The sequence below is a fragment of the Paenibacillus sp. FSL W8-0187 genome (genome assembly GCF_037969755.1).
In the GTDB taxonomy this organism is placed as follows: domain Bacteria; phylum Bacillota; class Bacilli; order Paenibacillales; family Paenibacillaceae; genus Paenibacillus_AQ.
Map to the genome: position 1 here is coordinate 7,251,116 of NZ_CP150206.1, position 15,939 is coordinate 7,267,054.

The window sequence follows — 15,939 nt, forward strand, 5'->3', positions numbered from 1 at the left end:
CATTGCTTGACTGATCGAGATGTTATGGTGCATGATAGGTCTGAATTATTTGGAAATTGGTTTGCAAATATATACAAGCAGGTGTGCATAATCCGTGTTCTCCATAATGAAAAAATGGTTCTGGTATGATGGGTTACTTGTGGCCCTACGAACGCTGTGGCTGGTTATTATCGTAAGCACTGCTTTTGTCAATCCGTCATTGATCGATGCGCCGGTTGGGGCTGTACTTTCGCTTGCTTTAGCCGTTTACCTCATTCCGCTAACGGTACGCTACAAAAAAGAAGAACGGTATCTTGCAGTCGAAGTCGCAACAGCGGGCTTGTTCCATCTCTATTTAGCCTACGCAGCGCCGGAATTGTTATGGTCTTTCGTTCTATTCGTGATGATTATCAGCTTGACGAGCAGTCGAAAAAGCTCTGTGTGGACAGGAATCCTCTGTGGAATCATATTCCCGATCTTGAACGGTTGGATTGCTGATCGCCTCCCGTACGAGTTTATCGTTAACTGCAGCCTTGGATTTGCCATCGGCTTCGCGTTTAATATATTAATTCAGTCCCATAAGCAATCCCGAATTATTCAAGAACAGAAGCTGCTGCTGGAGCAGCATATTAAGCGGATCGAGGAGCTTACGCTGATGGAGGAGCGCAGCCGGCTGTCACATGAGCTGCATGACACAATCGGCCATTCGCTTACGTCGCTCATCGTCGGCGTTGAATCACTCCGATCATCCGTACCGGATTCGCAAATCGAGAGAATTGATTCGCTTGTCGGTATCGCACAGCACAGTCTGGAGGATATCCGAAAGCATCTACACAAGCTCTCTCATACCACGTTAAGCCATTCGTTAAGTGAATCGCTTTGGCAGTTAAGCGATTCGTTTATGAAATCGACAGGCATAACCGTCCATTTCCGTGTGATCGGAAGTGAGACTCTCGTTATACAAAAAATAAACTTTAGTCTATATCGCTGCCTTCAAGAGTCTCTAACCAACGCCGTTCGGCACGGCCAGGCGAGCGTGATAACCGTTCAGCTGCATTTCGATAGTCAGCAGCTTCGATTACAGATCGAAGATAACGGCATTGGAATGGATAACATCCAATTCGGATTTGGGCTCCATGGGATGAAGGAACGCCTTGAATTATTTAACGGCACGCTGTCCGTCCATTCCGGGTCTGGGCAAGGAACTATCGTCATATGTAATATTCCGCTGCAGACAGAGCCTGTACATGACACGATCCGCCTGCTGATCGTTGATGACCAGGCGATCATCACGGACAGCTTAAAGCATAATTTGGAACAGCATGCCGAGTTTATCGTCGTGGGTAAGGCTGGGGACGGACGGGAAGCATTGGAGCATTGTGAGCGAACCCAACCGGATATCGTGTTAATGGATATTCGAATGCAGGGAATGGGCGGACTTGAAGCTTTACTTGAGATGAAACAGCGATGGCCTAATATGAAGGTTGTGCTCATGACAACGTTTGAGGATTCCTTGCAGGCAGCAACTGCATTGGAGCACGGGGCGGAAGGCTACATCCTGAAGTCGATTCATCCGCGGGAAATGAAGGAGGCCTTGAAACTTATTTATAACGGAGGAACCTGGATCGACCAATCGGTCGCCGCACAAGTATTCGAAGAGATGAAGCGTCAACGTGAGCAGCTGGAACGAATCGGCTCAAGTCAGGAAAACTACCCGTACGGGCTTACGAAACGCGAGATGGAGATTCTGGAGAATCTATCGAGCGGACTGCGCTACAAGTCGATCGCCGCCAAGCTATTTTTATCGGAGGGTACGATCCGCAACTACTGCTCGATTCTCTACTCCAAGCTAGGTGTCAACAACCGGGAAGAAGCCATACAAATGGCGCGATCCGAGAATATCGTGTAGGCACTATTTGAGATAAAGTTCACCGGTGCAGAAACCCCGGTAACGAAAAAAAAGCCGCAGCTTCAATACCTTCAATGCTGCGGCTTTTTTTAGCATATAAAAATGCATTTACTTCGTTTCGCTGAGCACGTAAAAAGTTACCTTGGTCCCCTTACCTAATGTGCTTTTTATTTGGAGCCCTGTTCCGAAGTGCCGCTTTAAGCGCTGATGCGTATTGATCAGGCCGACTCCTGAGCTACGGTCTGCTTTCCTTTCCAATATCCGTTGCAATTGAACTTCGTCCATTCCGATCCCATTGTCTTGAACCGTTATCTCTGTAAGCGTGTCATGGACAGAAATTCGAATATGTATTTCCCCTCCGCGAGTGCGCTTCATAATGCCATGTCTTATGGCATTTTCAACCAAAGGCTGGATCGAGAGGAAAGGGACTTTTAACTCTTCGCAGTCATCCACCTCCCAAACGACCTGTAGCCGCTCATCAAACCGGACCTTTTCGATGTATAGATACGAGCGCACTAGACTTAACTCCTCTTTGATCGAAACAAGTCCATCCGTATCTTGGAATCTAAATTTATACCTCAAAAAATTGCTGAACTCATCAAGCAAATGACGCATCTTGTCCAAATTAATGTCACTTAGAGCGGTTACGGCGCTTAATGCATTGAATAAGAAATGAGGTTGGATTTGCGCTTGCAGCCATGCCGCCTCCAATCGCAATTGTTCTCGTACCGTTTGTTTAATCGTCGTCAGCGCTTCAATCCGCGATCTGATTTCTAATGCTTCCACCGGCTTTGTCACATAATCGTTTGCTCCTGCGACAAAACCGCTTTGGATATCCTTCGGCTGGCTTCTTGCGGTAAGGAGCAGCACTGGGAGCTCGGTAAGTGTATACCGCTCTCGAATTCTTCGTGTCAGCTCATATCCCGACATCTGCGGCATCATAATATCGGTGATGACCAGATCCCATTCCTTCGTGTCCAGCATAGCCAATGCTTCCTTACCGCTCGTTGCCATCGTTACATCATAATCGTCAGGCTGGAGTATGGCTTCGAGCACTTGCAGATTAACAGGATCATCATCCACAATTAATAAGAGCGGACGATCACGATTCATTGCAATAAAGGTTGTTTGTTTTTCCGCTGACGGAATGTCCTCTTTTTCCAGAACAATTGAGGCTGTTTCCTGAGTCGACACTGCCTGTAATGTTATGGGTTCGAATGAGTCGGCAACATCTTCTTCCTCCTCTGCATTCAAACCCGCTAGCTTTAACGAAAATGTAAATTTCGAGCCTTCTCCTAAAACAGAGGACACCTCTAACGTACCTTGATGAAGTTCAATGAGCTGCTTGCTTATACTTAAGCCTAACCCAAAGCCGCCTTCAATCATGGTCTCACTCGCCCTGGCTTGCTCGTACGGAAGGAATAAGCGTTTCAGCATGTCCTCATCCATGCCGATCCCGGTATCAGCAATAACAACATACGCTCTTCCGTCCTCTGCCAGAGCCTGAATTGAAATGATACCTTCATTCGTATACTTCACGGCATTATGAAGCAAATTGAAAACGATTTGAATCACCCGGTTCTCATCCGCAATGACCGGTGGAAAATCCTCAGGAATTTGATTTACAATGTTGACAGACTTCACCTCTGCATTAAATTGCAGCATATCAATGACTCCCGTTATGATCGGCTGAATCGATATGACTTTTTTCTGCAAACGTGGGTTGCCTTCCCGCAGACTCATCACATCAATCAAATCATTTAATATAAGTGTTAGCCGACGTCCTACGGATAGTACCGTTTCGAGCTCCTTGACACTTCGATCCTGTAACAAATGTCCTTCCCTGTTCAAAACGGACTGTGACATGTTAAGGATGCTATGAAGCGGATTTTTAAATTCATGAGACGTATTCGCCAAAAATTGATCTTTATGGTCATTCACTCTTTGCAAGGTTGCGGCAATCTCCTTGGTGTTAGCATGCATGTTGAAATACCCCTTAAACCATACGGCGGCCAAGCATCCCATCGAAAAAATCAGATCAAACGGATAATGGGCAACGCTCAAAGCGCTTTCCCTCAAGATTAGCGCCCAAAGGAAATGATGGACCAGCGCAAGCATGGAGAAAAGTAGTAACAGATGGTCTTTGATACCCCTGATTACCTTTTTTACGATGGCAATGATCGTGATGATTGCTGTGGTAAAGCCCAATAGAAAATAAACTGGGAAGAGCATGATCACCTGAGGTGGAGCCAAGAACAAGGTCAAGCCGGCAGTCCCAATAATCATCACATTATAAACAGGATAAACCCTGCTCCAATAAGGGAGTTCGCGATGAGTGGTACATTCCAGCAACGCATAGCATCCAATCATGAACGCCGCATTGGACAGCCGAAAATCCCAATCGCTGCCGATGTAGAATAATTGATGGAACAACTTCTCATCCGTACTCAATACACTCGAAAGGGTTACGCACAAGGTCAGCAAAGAAAAATAAAGCAGCCTCTTTTCCCTATTTCCCAGTAAAAATAAAATAAGCGCATAAACCGAATGCATCAAAAATAGGATAGCTCCCAGCGTCTGCATGGAAACGGAGAGTTTCATTTCTTTCCCAATGGCTGCTTCCGAACCGAATTTAATGGACCTGGCAATGCCGCCGCTCCGACTATCCACATAATTTGCCGCCTGAATCACCATTTCGATGACGCCGTTGTCGTCTGCCGTAAAGCTTGCAGAATAAGGCAGGTTCTTCGCCGTATATTCATCCTTCGTTTCCGCTACCCGACCGGATTTGGCAAGCAACCGGCCATTTACGTATACTTCGGATGAAGTACGCACGTTGGATACACGAATACTATAATTCATGTCGTTCTCCGGATTTACAAGAATACGCAGTCGATAGGTCCCAAATCCATAGGAAGTTGACTCTTCACCATGCAGAGCCTCATTCCATCCTCCCGGAACCGAAATCAGTCTGGGCTCCAGCTCCCCTGATACATCCTGCCCGCTATCATCCAGCAACCAGTGCGAGGGATAAAACTCCCACTGACCATCAAGCAAGAGAATGCCGCCATTTTCAGCATTCCAATCACGCAAATCCAATTGCCCATTCGTAATGGACACCTGCTCTTGATGAGGCAACAATTCCATCCACAACATGCGCAGGCTCGATAGAATGACTAACAATATCCCTATTAACAAGATCATATGACTCTTTTTCATTTGGTATTTTGGTGAGTCGTTTGCCAAGAAGTATTCCTCTCCTAATCCATTCTAATATAGGCACTGCTCCATCATTTACGGTTCCAAATAGATATGAAAGAACAACCATTGACGACTTCAATGCCATCAATGGTTGTTTGCGTTGCTTCATTATATATCGACCAAGATGGTCAATCTCAGCAGCCTTGCAATCAGTGCTCTTACGGCCCGCGTCAATTGCGCAACATCCAAATCGTGTCCTACATCAGGTTAACAACCCTATCTATACAAAATCTATACACGCTGGCCTAGAGCCTTAACGGCGATTCTATGAAAGAAGCCAAACTGTATAGACAACCAAAAAAGAGCGTTCCCCCACTCAAGGGAAACGCTCTTTCTCGTAATCCGAATTATTTCAAGCCCAGTACCTCAAAATCATAAATCCGCGCTGCCGTATCCCCGCCTTGTGTCGCCTTCTCTACTTGAATACGCACATACTGTGCGGAAGTCAGTTCGATGGCATGGCTGCTGACCGCTTTCGTATTGTCTTTGACCGATACCGCATCCTTCCATTCCTTGCCGTCCGAGCTTACCTGAATGGAGAATGCCCGCGTATTGAACGCGGCCGGCTCGCCTCCGGCTTCCGCATGCTTGATCACGAATTCGCTGATCTTAAACTCGGCTCCCAAGTCCACCGTCATCGAGTGAGGCCCGTCTCCGACAGCACACCATTTGGTAGCCGTATTACCGTCCACCGCAAATTGAGGTGCTTCCTTCTCATTCACGAAGCTGGATGCTGACGTTTTCTTGCCAAGGGCAAGGTTGCCAACGCCATTCTCCGCTTCCCGTGTAACCGTGATGAGCTTCTTCCGAACCAAGTCCTCGCCAACGCTATTCTTAGCAGTTAGCGTCACTTCGTACGTTCCTTCCTCCGGATATGTCACTTTAGGATTCTGCTCCGTGCTGGACGCTGGCTGTCCACCTGGGAAGCTCCAGCTCCAGGACTCCGTTACTTCCGAGGAAATATCCGTGAATTGCACCGTTTCTCCTGGTGCGATCAGCGTTTTATCCGCTTTGAAGGCTGCAACCGGCTTCGGATATTCCGGCCAGTCAAAGCTTATCGACGATGCTTTTCCTTGTTCATAATGACGGTTCACCGGAATCACGACCATCTTGGTTGCCTGCTCTTTCAGCAGCCGCTTCATTTCCGGCACGTAATACACGGTATTCCCCGTCATGCCCATCAACTCGTACTTGCCGTCCGGATGAACCCGGTACACCTGGTAGTACATCACGTCCTCAGCCTGTTTCGGTGCCTTCCAAGACAACCGCGCATCCCCATATATTCCGTCCCGGAAGTCGTTCTCGATCACCTGAAGATCGGTCACCTGGTGCGGTTTCTTCGCCTTATCATTCACCTGCGTAACGGCCAGTTTGCCGATATTGGCCCGATAATCCGCTATGTCCGCGGCAGATTCGAATTGAAGCGAGATTCCCACGATCGTGCGGTCTTTATACTTGTTCAGCTTGACGCTTCCCTGCTTCCAATCCTGATCCGCGCCCGTGGCGGTCCACTTGCTAGGCTCGAAAAATTCATACTTATCCGGCGCATCGGAGAATGCCAAACCGATCTTTACCTTGGCGTCCTTCGCATTGTCCGCATAGACAAGCGATACTTCTGTCGTCGCTTCTACCGGGATATTTGCCTTATACAGCTTGACATGGGTGGAGGAGCCTTTGCTTACGGCACCCGTCACCTGAAGCGAGCTGCCTCCATAGTAGGATTTGGTGAAATCAAATCCAGGCTTGAGGGCCTCGCCTTTGCCGCTTAGTTCCGTGATCCAGCGCCAGGTCGGCAAAATATCCTGCAGGCTCCGGTTGCTCCAGTCGCTGCTTCGCATCACTTTGCCGTCCACCGCAAACATATGCCCGTTGCCCGTATTGAAATGGGTGACAAATTCGGAATCGGTGAGCACGGTTTTGGCAATCACATCATTCGCAATCCCTCTCCAGCCAAGCGGATCGGTCCCTTCAGGCTGCGAGGTATTAGCTGGATTCATTCCAGGTCCCACCCAGAAAATCTGCTCCTTTTTCATATACTCCTCATGGGTTCCGGAGCTGTTAAACGCCCAATCCGGACGGTAAATGCCAAGGGAGGTTGTCGCTTTCTTGCCTTCCGGGAACACAACCGGCCAATTGAATTTGCCCTCGTAGCCGTTCGCCTCCACATCGATGCCAGCATATAGATCATACGGGCTGCGACCAAGCTCCGCCGCTTTAGCCGGGGAATTTAAGAACGGCGTGATGTAATCGTATTTGCCGTTCTTCTCATCCTTGTACTGCCAGCGGAAATCGATAAACGTATTGTCGGAAACCCGCTGATTTCCCGCCTGGAAGAACATCTCGTTCTTCTCCGTCAAGGCCCCCTGCCACTTCACCGGTCCCTCCTTGATCATGGAATCGTACCAGATCACTTCCATGCCCGGCGCTTTTTTCTGCTGAAGATACGTTAAAAATTCAGCCATCTTGGCGGCATCCTCTGGCGTTCCTCCCTGAGTTTCCTGATTGATAAACCAGCCGTCAAATCCGTAATACGTTGCAACCTCAATCAGTTTGTCTGCCACAGGGAAGGATCCGTCCTCCCGCTGCTTTAACAGATCATGCAGCCATTGTATCTTGCCTCCATGCTCGGTTTGCGGTAAGAAAACGGTTCCAAAAACAGGTACGCCATTCTTGTGAGCCGCATCGATCACATCGGCGCTTGGTGGAACGATCAATCCTTCGCCTGCCGAGCCGCCCCACATCACCAGCTTGTCGATATACTGCCAGTTACTGAACGTATAGGTATGGAACTTCTCCGAGCCTTGGGAAGGAGCTCCGCTTGTGCTTGGATACATGGAAGCAATCGATAAAACCTTCACTTCTTCCTTGGCATTGCGGTTTACCTTATTGCCCTGGATACGCTGATCTTCCAGCTTCACCGTTCCCCGGTTAAAAAGCGCATCCTTATCCTTAGACGGCGACCATTCCAGCAGCGTGTTCGGATACCAGTATGACGAGTGAGGCTGTGCTGCTTCGGCTTCTCCAGCAAAACCCGTCAGGGACGCGGCCAGCACTGCCGTGCTCATCCATACCGTCATTCTGCGTTTCCACTGGGCTTTCGTTAAATAATCCGGTTTGATTCGTTTCAATGGAACAACCTCCTATGTATATGATTTCTAGATATGACAGAGAGAAACGGCCGTGAAGATCAGCCGTTTCTACCCCTCATACCCTTTTTATGGATTACTTGTTTTGAGCTTTCCACTCATCAAACTGCTTTTGAGCTTCAGCGATAACTTTGTCAATTCCAGCATCCTGGAACTTTTGTTTTGCTTTTGGCAAGTATTCTTCAGGATCGATGGAGCCGGTATACAGTGCAGGAATAAATTCCTTCGCTACGTTCGTGATAGCCGCAACTTCCGTTTTTACAGGAGCCGTATCAAAGTTAAAGCCGAACGTAGGAGCTACTACAGCGGAGCTGTTAAATTTCTCGAATGCTTCCCACTTGTCCTTAGGCTCACCTTCATGAAGGTACGTCAGGAACATATTGCCGAGCGCAAATCCAGGCATAGCATAACTCTCTTGCATAGCAGGCATATCCTCGATGTACGGCCCTTCAAGCTTCTTGTAGTGCGTTCCTTCCAAACCGTATTGAATCATATTCCGGAGTTTCACATCTGTGTTAAGCAGGTTCAAGAACATCATCGCCCGCTCCGGATTTTTGGAGTAAGAAGAAATCGCCATCATTGAGCCTGCTGCGGAGCTGGTGTAAATGACAGGATCATGCATCGGTCTCGTCACAATGTCATATTTCGCGTTTCTGGACCAGCCGAGCTCTGCGTATGGCTGGGTAATCTCGCGGTCCACGAGCCATTTGCCGGTTTTGATGTTATCAATGCCATCCAGCGTCGCTACGTCCTCGCGCACATAACCCGCTTTATAGTATTTGCGCATCGTGGTCAGAGCCGATTTCAGTTCAGGTGAATCCAACAGGTTCACAAATTTAAAGTCTTTGGTGTCAAGGTACATACCGATCGGAATTTCATCACCTAGCGGGAAATCAACCGGCAAGTACGGCTTAAAGCCTTTCGGTACAGCAAGCGGTGTAATATCTGCAGGCTCGCTCTCTTTAATCGTTTTCAGAAGCGGCTCGAGATCCTCAAGCGTCGTTACATTGGAAATGTCCAGGTTGTACTTATCCAGATACTTCTTATTGAAGCGCCATACAAACTGTTGTGCCAATTCCTTGTTGGCCGGGATGCCATAGTTCACGCCATTGACCTTCGTTCCTTCCAAGAAACGAGGATCCAGCGTTTCCTTAATGCCTTTTCCATATTGATCAAGCAGATCATTCAGCGGCTTAAACGCGCCCTTGGCTGCATTTGGGAGATAATCGAACGCCCATGAGCTAGTGAAGGCGATGTCGTAATTCTCACCGGAGCTTGTAATAACCTGCATCCGCTGGCTGTAATCGCCCCAGTCGATCATACTGATCTCGATCGTTGCATTGATTTTTTCCGTCAAATATTTATTGATTTCCTCTTGAACCACGGGAAGATCCTTCTGGTTAGGCCCGATCATGTACATTTTCAGTTTGACCGGATCCAGCTTGGATACATCGACCGTACCGTCGCTTTGAACGGCTGCCCCTTCTTTCGAAGGTTCGCCAGACTTAGCGCCTTCCTTACTGCCGCAAGCCGACAATACGACCGTCAGCAGAAGCACGAGAGCAAGGGACAGTATAGAGACCTTTTTCTTAAACATGTGTTTTTTCCCCCTGTGTCACTTAATGGTTAATGCTATATTGACACCGCTTACACACATGAGACATCAAAGCCGGATTTCTCCGGCAGTGTGCGATGCGGGTACAACCTTATGAAATTATGCTTGAAATTATCCTTTAACCGAACCTACGGTCAGGCCCTGGACAAAATATCGTTGGAAGAACGGATACGCCATAACAATCGGCAGTGTCGCCAATACGACCATCGCCATCCTCACCGTCTCTGTCGGCAGGCCAGCTGCTGCATCGAATGAACCGATATTTTGCGCATTCTGCGTCAGAAAGTCCATGTTCTTCTCGATCTTCATGAGCATGAACTGCAGCGGAGGCGTTGCCTGCGGATTGTTATAATACAGCAAAGCGTTAAACCAGTCGTTCCAGTACCCTAAAGAGCTGAACAAACCAATTGTGGCAATCCCCGGCAGCGAGACCGGCATCACGATTCGGATAAAGGTCAGAAATTCGCCGGCGCCATCGATTTTGGCGGACTCAATAATTTCATCCGGAATCGTCGTTTGGAAAAAGGTCCTCATGACAATGATGGAGAACGCACTCAAGGATAAAGGAAATATCAACGCCCAGATTGTGTTTTGCAGATGCAGAAACTGGGTCATCACGATATAACCAGGTACCATACCACCTGAGAACAGCATGGTAAAGAATGCAAGGAAGCTGAAAAAGCCTCTAAATTCAAAGTTTCGACGGGACAATGCATAGGCATAAGTCGTAACCAAAGCCAGACTTACCAGCGTCCCCAGTACCGTGACCAGGAGCGTTAAGCTGAATGAGGATAGCAATTCGCCTCCCGTTTCGAAAATATATTCATACGCTGCCGTACTGAACTGACTCGGCAGCAGCCTAAAACCTTCCAAGACCAGCGTCTGTTCGTCCGTCAGGGAAATAATAATAACAAATAGAAACGGAAAGATACAGGAAAACGAGAAAATGCCGATCACGATATTGAAAATCGTATTCCACAATGGGGAGATGGCGTTGTAGTCTCTCTTCTTTGAACGCTTTGCCGGCGGATTCGCGGTTTGCGTGGATAGCTGCGGCATTATAGGTACACCTCCCTCGGATTAGAAGATCGCATGATCTTTTTCAATTTTACGAACGATATAGTTAGCGACCAGAATCAGAATCAATCCTACAAGTGATTGGTACAAGCCCGCCGCCGTACTCATTCCGATATCTCCCATATTGATGAGTCCACGGTAAACGAAGGTATCGATAACATTCGTGACCGGATACAAGGCGCCCGAATCCTTCGGAAGCTGATAGAACAATCCGAAATCGGAACGGAAGATGCCCCCGATTGCCAATATGGTCAGTATGATCATCAGCGGTTTCAACAGCGGAATCGTTATGTATCGCACCTGCTTCCACTTGGTGGCTCCGTCGATGACAGCCGCTTCATAATAAGACTTGTCGATCCCTGTAATAGCGGCCAGGTAAATCACGCTGTTGTAGCCCACGCCTTTCCAGATGCCGACAAAAACGAGAATGAAGGGCCAATACTTCGCTTCCGAATACCAACTGATCGGATCTCCTCCGAAATAGGTAATGATCTGATTCAGCGTCCCTTTGTCCACACTCAGGAAGGTGAACGCAAAATAACTGATAATAACCCACGACAAAAAATGCGGCAAAAACATGCCTGTTTGATATACCTTGGCCGTCCGCTTGTTGACAAGCTCGCTTAGCATGATCGCAAAGCCCACTGCAAAGACCAGACCCAGGATGATAAAAGCCAGGTTGTATAGGATTGTATTCCTCGTAATGATATAGGCATCATTGGTTGTAAACAGATACTCGAAGTTTTTGAACCCTACCCATTCGCTGTTGAACACGCTGGCGAAAAAGCCGTCCGGACTTATACGGAAGTCCTTAAAAGCGAGAACGGTGCCGAACATAGGCAAGTAAGCAAAGATAAGAAACCAGATGGTTCCGGGCAGTATCATCAGCAGCATAAACCGGTTGCGTATTACCTTTTTGATGAACCCCGACATGAGCACTCCTCCTCTTCCCTGTTAAATACAAGTGATGCGACTGTTGTAGAAGATCCCCCATGATCTTTGTCGATGCGGCTATTCTATCACTCGCCCTTTAACTACTATCATTGTGCCAAGTAAGCGCTATCGCGCTCAAGTTGAAAAATACTAGAACGGGATGGATAAATTAAAGAATCCCCCAAAAACAGCAAAGAACAGGCCAAAAGGTTATCCACCCTGAGCCTGTCGCTAATGGTTTACTGTTCATTTAGATCCGATACATGGACCTCATTTCGGTTGGAGATACGCCCGTATATTTTTTGAACTGCCTGTAAAAGTACGAGCTGTCCGTATAACCTACGCTGAACGCAATATCCGCCGTCTTCTGATCCGTATGTAAGAGAAGCTGCGTTGCTTTCTCGATGCGGTACTGGTTCAAATAATCCGAGAAGCTTGCGCCGACCTCCTGTTGAAAAAGCTGCCCCAAATAATTCGGATGCATCTGCAGCCGCTGACTGAGCGTCTTCAGAGAAAGCTCTTCCGGATAATGATGCTGCACCTGTTCCACAAGAAACGAGACATGCAGGCTATAGCCCTGATCCGCTTCCTGCAGGCGCGCGAGACTGCGCTCGACGATACGCCATACATGATTTCGGAGACCCTGGAGCGTATTAATCCGGTGCATTGGGGTAAATATCTCGCTGTAATCGGGGTTCTTCTCCATATCCTTCGCCGCGATCATCAGTTGGACTGCCGCATTCAAGCAGGTTCCCCGGGGTACCGTCTGCTCCCCACTGCCATCGCCGAGAACGGACTCGATATAAGCCTGCAAGGAGGGAACGTCTCCTTCGATCAGCAGCTTTGCGAACGTGTCGGGACGAGCGGACGGCGAAGAAGCCTGAACGGTCTCCGGTTCCGCAGGCGGACTGTAAAGGGTCATGTCATCTCCGGCAATCAGGCAGGCGTTGAAATGGCCCTTCGCTTTCCTGTAGCTCTCCTGAATATCTTTGAAATCATTGAGTCCCGCATTCCCTTCGGAGCACCACATGCGCAAGCCAGTCAGCTCTCGCAGCTTAGCCATGGCATTTCTCATGCCCTCCCGTGCTGCATCTCTCCGTTCATTCATCGCGACCGACATCACGACGATGTCGTCATCCGCATCGGGGAAGCAAATTACCTCATGATCTCCCCCAAGCTCTTCCGAAAAAGCCCGGCAATATTCATCGGCTAGGCTGGTTAAGCGATAAAGCTGGGATACCGGGCGTTCGTCGGATATGAGCCGCAAAACATAAACCTGGTAAGACACATAATTCAGCGGAATGCCGAGAAGTTCGGCTCTTTGTTTTAATTCCGAGCTTTTAATTTCGCCGTTGACCCATCGCTGCAAAATATTGCTTCGAAGGATCTTCCAATCCTCCTCGGAGCGAAACCGTTTCAACTCCTCGCGCTCCCAATCGCCGCGGATATGCTTAATGGTGGCTTCCAGCTCCTCGATGTTAATCGGCTTCAAAATGTAATTCTGAATGCCGAGCGTGATCCCCACCTTCACATATTCAAATTCTTCGTACCCGCTCAGCACAATAAATTTGGTGCGGGGATGCATTTCTTTAACCTTCTTGATAAGCTCGAGCCCGTTCATTCTTGGCATCATAATATCCGTGATCAGCAAATCCACCGGCTCTTCCCTCAACCGCTCAAGCGCTTGTAACCCATCGTTGGCCGAACCTGTTACGTGCAGGTCGTAATTCTGCCAATCCACAATGGTGGCCAAGCCCTGAGCAATCAAAGGCTCGTCATCAACAAAAAATACCTTCCTCATGTCGTCTCCCCCTTACGAAGCATCGGTATTTCCATGCGGACCTCGGTTCCCTGTCCTTCCGTGCTGTTTATGGTCACTCCGTAATCATGTCCGTAATTCAGCACGATTCGTTCATGCACGTTCATCAGCCCGATCGAACGGTAACCCTTGTCGGGAGGCTGGAGGACCTTGTCCAGCGTACCGCGGATTTGGGTCAGCTTTTCCTCCGGTATGCCCGTTCCATTGTCCGATACGATGATCACGACCCGGTCCCCTGCCCCATGAGCTCGGACTGAAATTTTATTGTTGTCTTCCAGCGGACGAAATCCGTGAACGATATAGTTCTCCACGATCGGCTGGACCAGCAGCTTGATAATGCTGACATTTTGGATCTCCGGATCCACCTCGATTTCCGTCTCCAGCCGTCCGTCATAGCGAATGCGGAACAAGTCGAGATAAACAGAACACATGTCCATTTCCTCTTCAACGGTAACCACCGTGCTTTTTTTAACCATGTTCTTGAACATGACCGACAAGCTGTATATCATTTGACCCACTTCCTTCGCCCCCACGAAATACGCCTTCATGCGAATGGATTCGAGCGTATTGTATAGAAAATGGGGGTTGATCTGGGATTGCAGGGCAACCAGCTCCGCGTTTTTTTGCTTGATTTCCGAGGTATACATTTTATCGATATATTGCTCCAAACGGTCGCCCATGTCGTTAAACCGGCGGGAAATCTGCTGAAGCTCATCTTCGCCGGACATCTGAATGCGCGTCGACAGATCCCCTTCGCCGATCCGGTTCATCGAGCGGATAATCCGCTGCACTTTTTTGGAGAACTTGCGAACGATCGTAAACGTAATCGCAAAACTGGCCGCCATAAACACAAGGGTGACCAGGATCAGTCCGGTTCTTAAACTCTCCGTGCTCTCTTCGATCAGGGATTGCGACACAATTCCCACCACCGACAGGCCCGCATTGCCGACATTTAATATGTTTACTTTGGAGGGTTCATCCAGCTCCACCCAGTCCCCGGCTTTTTCCTGCTCCAGGTGGTAGGGATAGGTTTGGCCGTAGTACTCATCCTCCGAATCGTAAATCACGGTTCCCTGTGCGTTCAATACCAAAATCCGGCCTTTTACCGAAGCACGGCTCTCCAGCCAGGATGAAATTTGCCGAGCGTCGAACTCCACATTCATCATCCCCACCCGATTCAGGGTCCACGGGTCCTTCAGCTCTCTCGAATAGGAATACGATCTTGGACTGGAACCTCCGGACGAACCCGAGGACTCGTTTTGAGGCATGGTATCCCAGCTGTGCTGCTCTCGGCGGGCGAACCAGGTCTCCCACTTGTTCTTGGAACCCGCTTCATTGTTCAACTGCTGGTTGGTCCGGCTGATATGCATGTAAAAATTGTTCGGATAACTGTAGATTGACACACTTCTGGCGCTTGATTCCTGCTCCAGATAATTTTTCAGCAAGGTATTGAAAGACCGTAAACGCTGCTCCCCTGTCCTTGTGTACAAATCCAGCCGGTATTTCAGGTAACTCTCATATTCATGGTTCAAAAAATAGATCAGCTCATCGCTCAGCGTGGCATCTCCGTAAATCTGCTGAAATATATTCTGTATCCCCTCATACTGCCGACTCAAATAAATATTCAGAACATGCGCGGATTTGAGATTCGCATCGGTCTGTTCACGGAGTATGCGCTGCGTCTGGTATTGATAAACCAGAGTTGCCGCAATCGCGAACAGCACGATCATGACGGTTGAATACAGCACAACGATTTTGTTGAACATTTTTCGCTTTAGATGATTTAAATAGAATTGGCGCAGTTTGAAAATATGAAACACACCCTGTTCTATAATGGTCACTTCGGCACCCAGTGTACACCCTTTCCGTAAACCCGGCAATTGAAATTTGCATCGTTATGAAGCTCAAAGAAATAAATCGCGCCCTTTCCGAAGCCCTCCAATCCTGAACTCCGTCCATACAACCGGACAGTGAATCAATGTTTTCCTAGCGAGGCATGGCGGGCGGTGCAGGGAACGGGAAATGACATCCGTTCGACCTGACCGAACGCGTGAATGGAAATGCCAAACTATGATTTGGAATGGAATGGAACGGAATGGGACAAGTCAGCACAATACATTTATGATATCGACGAGCAGAGGAATGCCCTTCTATATGTTGAATATGTATATGGACCTAAATTATAAATGAAACCGAGGAT

Annotated in this window: 8 protein-coding genes; 1 reads left to right on the top strand and 7 read right to left on the bottom strand. The window is 48.3% G+C overall.

Features of this window, described 5'->3' with window-relative positions:
- Positions 1 to 94 precede the first annotated feature (94 nt).
- A complete protein-coding gene (locus tag MKY48_RS32890; RefSeq protein WP_339268978.1) occupies positions 95 to 1,888 on the top strand; it encodes a hybrid sensor histidine kinase/response regulator transcription factor in 1,794 nt (597 codons plus the stop codon).
- A 108-nt stretch (positions 1,889 to 1,996) separates the two neighbouring features.
- Here MKY48_RS32890 and MKY48_RS32895 read toward each other — a convergent pair whose 3' ends face one another.
- The 7 genes from MKY48_RS32895 to MKY48_RS32925 form a co-directional block, all read right to left on the bottom strand.
- Positions 1,997 to 5,134 carry an ATP-binding protein gene (locus MKY48_RS32895; protein WP_339268979.1) on the bottom strand — a complete coding sequence of 1,046 codons (3,138 nt, stop codon included), beginning with the start codon at positions 5,132 to 5,134 and terminating at the stop codon, positions 1,997 to 1,999.
- A 362-nt stretch (positions 5,135 to 5,496) separates the two neighbouring features.
- Complete coding sequence (locus MKY48_RS32900) at positions 5,497 to 8,277, bottom strand: discoidin domain-containing protein (protein ID WP_339292047.1); 2,781 nt, start codon at positions 8,275 to 8,277, stop codon at positions 5,497 to 5,499.
- A 94-nt stretch (positions 8,278 to 8,371) separates the two neighbouring features.
- The gene (locus MKY48_RS32905) at positions 8,372 to 9,892 is read right to left on the bottom strand and encodes an ABC transporter substrate-binding protein (protein ID WP_339292048.1); all 1,521 of its coding nucleotides are present in this window, start codon (positions 9,890 to 9,892) and stop codon (positions 8,372 to 8,374) included.
- 129 nt (positions 9,893 to 10,021) lie between these two features.
- On the bottom strand, positions 10,022 to 10,969 hold the full coding sequence (locus MKY48_RS32910) for a carbohydrate ABC transporter permease (protein ID WP_076323682.1): 948 nt from the start codon (positions 10,967 to 10,969) through the stop codon (positions 10,022 to 10,024).
- A 21-nt stretch (positions 10,970 to 10,990) separates the two neighbouring features.
- On the bottom strand, positions 10,991 to 11,920 hold the full coding sequence (locus tag MKY48_RS32915) for a sugar ABC transporter permease (RefSeq protein ID WP_098749518.1): 930 nt from the start codon (positions 11,918 to 11,920) through the stop codon (positions 10,991 to 10,993).
- Between the two features lie 250 nt (positions 11,921 to 12,170).
- On the bottom strand, positions 12,171 to 13,721 hold the full coding sequence (locus tag MKY48_RS32920) for a response regulator transcription factor (protein WP_339292049.1): 1,551 nt from the start codon (positions 13,719 to 13,721) through the stop codon (positions 12,171 to 12,173).
- Positions 13,718 to 15,619 carry a sensor histidine kinase gene (locus MKY48_RS32925; RefSeq protein WP_339268987.1) on the bottom strand — a complete coding sequence of 634 codons (1,902 nt, stop codon included), beginning with the start codon at positions 15,617 to 15,619 and terminating at the stop codon, positions 13,718 to 13,720. The genes MKY48_RS32920 and MKY48_RS32925 overlap by 4 nt, the downstream gene beginning before the upstream one ends.
- Positions 15,620 to 15,939 lie beyond the last annotated feature (320 nt).

Coding starts and splice junctions, on each gene's coding strand:
- MKY48_RS32905 (WP_339292048.1), bottom strand. CDS start 9,892: ATGTTTAAGAAAAAGGTCTCTATACTGTCCCTTGCTCTCGTGCTTCTG.
- MKY48_RS32910 (WP_076323682.1), bottom strand. CDS start 10,969: ATGCCGCAGCTATCCACGCAAACCGCGAATCCGCCGGCAAAGCGTTCA.
- MKY48_RS32915 (WP_098749518.1), bottom strand. CDS start 11,920: ATGTCGGGGTTCATCAAAAAGGTAATACGCAACCGGTTTATGCTGCTG.
- MKY48_RS32920 (WP_339292049.1), bottom strand. CDS start 13,721: ATGAGGAAGGTATTTTTTGTTGATGACGAGCCTTTGATTGCTCAGGGC.